Source organism: Deltaproteobacteria bacterium (assembly GCA_022340465.1).
In the GTDB taxonomy this organism is placed as follows: Bacteria; Desulfobacterota; Desulfobacteria; order Desulfobacterales; family B30-G6; genus JAJDNW01.
The window spans coordinates 1-4,740 of sequence record JAJDNW010000098.1 but is presented as its reverse complement, the minus strand read 5'-3'; the positions used below and the strand labels follow the sequence as shown (position 1 = coordinate 4,740).

Genomic DNA, 4,740 nt, shown 5'->3' with positions numbered 1-4,740 from the left:
GATACGACGGGGATTCATGCCGAGAAGGCGGTGGAGTACGCGACCGGAGAGGCTGGTTGAGCAAATCTGTTTTCGACCATGCGCAAAGATTTTAAGCAGTCAGGCCACCCATGTCTCACAAGTGATGGGTGTCCTGAGTTTTATCACAGATGCTCACCGCCGATGAGATGGAAATGCAAATGCGGCACTGTTTGCCCACCGTCGCGTCCAGTGTTACTCACAAGTCGAAAACCCGACTCATCCACCCCCATGATCCTGGCGGTTTGGCTGATCGCATCGAGCAAGCCAAGTTTCTCTTCGCTGCTGGCATTCTGGTTGAATTGCAATATATTCGTGTAAGGCCCCTTGGGAATGACCAGCACATGCACCCTCGCCTTCGGGCTGATGTCATGAAATGCCAGTGCGTATTCACTCTCAAAGACGATATCCGCCGGTAATTCACCACGCAGGATTCGGGCAAAAACATTGTTCGTATCATAGTCAGCCGCTGCATCGACCCGCTCTTCAGCATGTGCCAAGCAACTGAGCAGCAGCATGATTAATAATCTGAACAGAATTGCAACGGGGGAACCTGTTGGAACACCTTTCATGGTTATTTCCTGATTGCCGGGTCGGATAAGTGTAAATTGGGGTCAGGGTAAAATGACACAAACCCCAATTGTCGCATGTTGCGACCAAAGTTTGAAAAAGGGTTCAAAATCATGAAAGTTTACTTCTCACACGGCAAGGAAAGCGGCCCATGGGGCAACAAGATAAAGCGACTGGCAGCGATCGCCAGTGCGCATGGCTGCGAAGTTGACAGCATCGATTACTCCGACACCTACGACCCCGACCTGCGGGTAGAACGGCTGGTGAGTATCCTCAAAAATGAAAACGAAAAGTGCATCCTGGTTGGCTCGAGCATGGGCGGCTACGTGTCATTGATGGCCTCGGGCGAGGTCGAGACCCACGCGGTATTTCTGCTGGCGCCGGCCTTGTATATGAGGGGTTATAAGGAAGAATACCCCATCGGCCACAGGCACCTGGAAATCGTGCACGGCTGGTCCGATGACATCATTCCGCCAGAGCACTCGATCAGGTATGCAAAAGAGGCCGATTGCGCGCTACACCTGATTAGCGGCGATCACCCGCTGAATAGCTCTATCGAGGTTGTCGAGCGGCTGTTTGAGGGGTTTTTGGAAAGGGCTTTGTCTGAAATCGACTAGCTTGCGCTTGCTCTATCAGCCTGACGGGCGCGACCAACCACCCGTTACACCTGCACGTCTACCATGTACAGGTGCAGCGTAATTGCGGCGATTTCGAGGATGGAAAAATGGGGTCAGAGTAAAATTGCCTTTACTCTGACCCCGGCTTTCAGCACCTGCATTTCAGGGGCTTTGATCAGACTGCAGTTCAGGGCGCCGCCGGCTCTTCACGCCGGTCGAGTATTCCCTCGATCTGGTCCATGATGGCATTCATCCGTGTGAATACCGCCTGGTACGGGGCCGCCGTGGCCATGTCGACGCCAGCCCGTTTCAGCAGTTCGTAGGGGTAATCCGATCCACCGGCCTTGAGCAGGTTCATGTAGTTTTCGACTGCCCCGGGGCGGCCCTGCAATACCGCTTCGGCAAGCAGCGACGACGCCGCCAGCGAAGTGGCGTACTGGTACACGTAAAAGTTGTAGTAAAAGTGCGGTATGAAGGCCCACTCCACGGTGTACAGGTCATCGATGGTCAGCACGCCGGCGTCATGGCCGTGATAACGGCGCAGCAGATCGCCATAGATCTCCGTGAACTTGGCGCCGGTCATCGCCTCACCGGCCTCGGCACGTTCATGGATGGCCAGTTCAAACTCGGCAAACATGGTCTGCCGGAAATAGGTGCCGCGCAGCCCTTCCAGCGCATTGCCAAGATAGTACAGGCGCTCGTCGTCATTGCGGGCCTTTTTCAACATGTGGTCGAGCAACAGCGCTTCGTTGAAGGTGGATGCGATCTCGGCCGTGAATATCGAGTAACCGGCGGTCGGGTACGGCTGGTTTTTAGAGGCCAGGTAGGAATGCATGGCGTGACCCCATTCGTGGGCCAGCGTGGAAACCGACTCGTAATCGTCGTTGTAGTTCATCAGCACGTACGGGTGCACATCATAGGCGCTGCCGTTCATGTAGGCGCCAGAACGTTTGCCGGGACGTGGATAGACATCCATCCAGCGACTTTCGAAGCCATGGGACATGACCTCGGTGTAGGCACCGCCGAGCGGGGCAACGGCTTCCAGCGTCAGCTGTTTGCCCCTTGCAATCGGAAAATCCAGGTCGGCGTCGACCAGCGGCGGGTAAATATCAAAATACCGCAGGTCATCCACACCCAGCATGCGCCCGCGCAAACGGAAATAACGGTGCAGGGTTTCCAGGTTATTGTTGGTCTCGCTGATCAGGGTGCGATAAACCGTCTCGGGGATGGCATTGTTATCCAGCGAGGCGCTCAGCGAATTGGCATAGCCCCGCTGACGCTGCGTGAAAATATGCGCGTTGATCTGTCCGGCGAGCGTCGTGCCCATGGTGCGCTCGAACTCATTCCATTTGCCAAAGAAAGCGTCAAACACGGCCTGGCGGTCGGCACGAACATCCACAGAGCGGTACTTGGTGTAGGCCGACTGGTCAAGCCGCACCTCTTCACCGCTGGACAAGGTGATGGTCGGCCAGGGCATATCGGCGTTGGCCAGTGTCCGGTAGGTATCCGAGGGGGCGTTGCGCATCAGTGAAGTTGCCGCCATCATGGCCTCGGCATCCTCATCCAGCACGTGTTTCGATTGCCTCAGCGTATCTTCAATGTCATGCCGGTAGGGTTCCAGGGATGTCAGTTCGTCGAAAAAAGCGTTCAGCTTTTCTTCGCCGACCGCGAGAATCTCCGGATCGATAAAAGACACTTTCTCGGAGAACTTGCTGCCGAGTATCTGCACCTCGGTGCGGCGCCGCTGGTTGTCGGCATCGCGCGTATCGGCATCGGATGCCATACCGGCATAGGAAGCGATGCGGGCATAGGTCTTGGCCATATCGCTCAGCATCTCGGAACATTCCAGCAGTTTGGCAGCACTCGCACCCAACTGCCCTTTGCAGTTGTCGATTTTTGCAAGGTCAGCCTCCAGTGCATCCTTGGCCTTGTTCCAGGCATCGACAGTGGGGTAAAGATCCGCCAGGTTCCAGGTGTCTTTTTCGTCTTGAGCCAGGCTGGTTGCAGCCAGTGACATGGCGACCAGCAACATGATGATTCTATTCATTTAAACTTCCTCTCAGGAGCGGCGCGAAAGGCCGGGGAGAAAGCGCATATTATCGCCCAAAATGATTCTCAAGGCAGTACCAAAAGTACCGGTGAAAGAGACTTTTCCCGTGTTTACCTTTGCATCCAGGACAGTGCGCCCCCGTAAAGGGGTCGGTGCAAGAAACAAAAAGGGGCCGGATACATTAAATTGAAAAATGTATCCGGCCCCTTAGTTGAGTAAGGGGAGAGGGGCAGCGGTGGCCTTTTCCTACTGGCCAGTCGCGTGATAGCTTGCGTACTCGCTTCGCGTTGGGGGCGTGTATTGATAGTTGCTTTCCAGATAAGTGACCAGGTCAACCAACTGCTGAACAGTCATCGTTTCGTAATCAACAACCATCTTCGATTCGCCACCCTCGGTGACAAAGTTCTGGTTGGTGTGGCTCCGGCTTATCCTGTGAGAGGGGTTGATGACCGACGTCATCAAATCGCCGTAGGTCTTGATGGCTGTGACTTGCCCGCCCAGCGCGACGTTGATGTCAGGGTCTTCGTGCCCGGCAACATGCTCGATGTCACCAACCGAATGACAGGTGTTGCATTCAAGCTCGACAAAGGCGGCGTGACCTTTATCGACACTGCCTTCCGGAAGTGAGAATCCGCGGCCTGAATTTGGCCCATGATTACAGGAAGCGAGTAAAAAGAACAAAATAAACAACGGGATCAGGAAAATTTGTTTCATGACGCCCTTCTCCTTTTGCTGCATTCTAAAACCTTGTTATTTTGGTTTTTATTCCTCCACTGACCCAACCCAAGTGGGTCTGTCAGTATAGACAACTGAGGCAGGATCAAGTGCCGTGGTTGGAGGCAAAGTCAGCAGAAAAAGTCAGGACACCCATGTCTCGCAAGCGATGGGTGACAAGACCCCTATTCACACTGCAACAACATATCAACCGCCGTTGAGTTGTCCATTATCTCGCCGTGCCACGCAGGAATTGACGTACCGGGCGTGATTTTCAAACCGTTCAAGCGATTACCGGACATGAGCGCAAAAACGTTCCCGCGGGAACGCGTTTCCGGCGCCTGCGGAATGGTCCGGCCATCGGGCATGCTGAAAACGGCGCCCCTGCCCGCTTCGAAGCGGACGTGAAAACCGCCCTCGTGCACCAGCCGGTGATGCACGCGGCACAACAAAACGAGGTTATCCATCGAGGTCTCGCCGCCATCCGCCCAGTGCTGAATATGGTGCGCATCCACGAACCGGCTACAGGTACAGCCGGGAAAACGGCAACCCTGGTCCCGGCGTTTCAAGGCCCGCCGGATCGCCGGCGGAATGGTGCGCGATTTGCGCCCGACATTGAGCGGTTCGCCGTGTTGATTCTCATGCCAGTGAACCCTGGCGCAATCGCAGGCCAGGCGGCGGCACGTTTCCGCGGGAACGTGGCCGCGGTCTTCGATCTCCGCCTCGGCGCCGCTGCCGTCTTCCTTCAGTGTCTCGATTTCGGTGTGAATA

General features: G+C 55.4%; 5 protein-coding genes. 1 reads left to right on the top strand and 4 read right to left on the bottom strand.

Translation table 11 applies throughout. From position 1 onward, the window contains the following. Positions 1-143 precede the first annotated feature (143 nt). Complete coding sequence (locus tag LJE94_14580; GenBank protein MCG6911333.1) at positions 144-536, bottom strand: histidine triad nucleotide-binding protein; 393 nt, start codon at positions 534-536, stop codon at positions 144-146. Positions 537-701: 165 nt separating this feature from the next. Between LJE94_14580 and LJE94_14575 the strand changes: the two genes are divergently transcribed. Further along, a complete protein-coding gene (locus LJE94_14575) occupies positions 702-1,205 on the top strand; it encodes an alpha/beta hydrolase (GenBank protein ID MCG6911332.1) in 504 nt (167 codons plus the stop codon). 187 nt (positions 1,206-1,392) lie between these two features. Here LJE94_14575 and pepF read toward each other — a convergent pair whose 3' ends face one another. The 3 genes from pepF to LJE94_14560 form a co-directional block, all read right to left on the bottom strand. Then, positions 1,393-3,252 carry an oligoendopeptidase F gene (pepF, locus tag LJE94_14570; protein MCG6911331.1) on the bottom strand — a complete coding sequence of 620 codons (1,860 nt, stop codon included), beginning with the start codon at positions 3,250-3,252 and terminating at the stop codon, positions 1,393-1,395. A gap of 249 nt (positions 3,253-3,501) precedes the next feature. After that, complete coding sequence (locus tag LJE94_14565; protein MCG6911330.1) at positions 3,502-3,969, bottom strand: c-type cytochrome; 468 nt, start codon at positions 3,967-3,969, stop codon at positions 3,502-3,504. A gap of 185 nt (positions 3,970-4,154) precedes the next feature. After that, positions 4,155-4,740, bottom strand: a 586-nt coding sequence (locus tag LJE94_14560; protein MCG6911329.1) for an HNH endonuclease, incomplete at its 5' end; no start/stop codon positions are given.

Coding starts and splice junctions, on each gene's coding strand:
- LJE94_14580 (MCG6911333.1), bottom strand. CDS start 536: ATGCTGCTGCTCAGTTGCTTGGCACATGCTGAAGAGCGGGTCGATGCA.
- LJE94_14575 (MCG6911332.1), top strand. CDS start 702: ATGAAAGTTTACTTCTCACACGGCAAGGAAAGCGGCCCATGGGGCAAC.
- pepF (MCG6911331.1), bottom strand. CDS start 3,252: ATGAATAGAATCATCATGTTGCTGGTCGCCATGTCACTGGCTGCAACC.
- LJE94_14565 (MCG6911330.1), bottom strand. CDS start 3,969: ATGAAACAAATTTTCCTGATCCCGTTGTTTATTTTGTTCTTTTTACTC.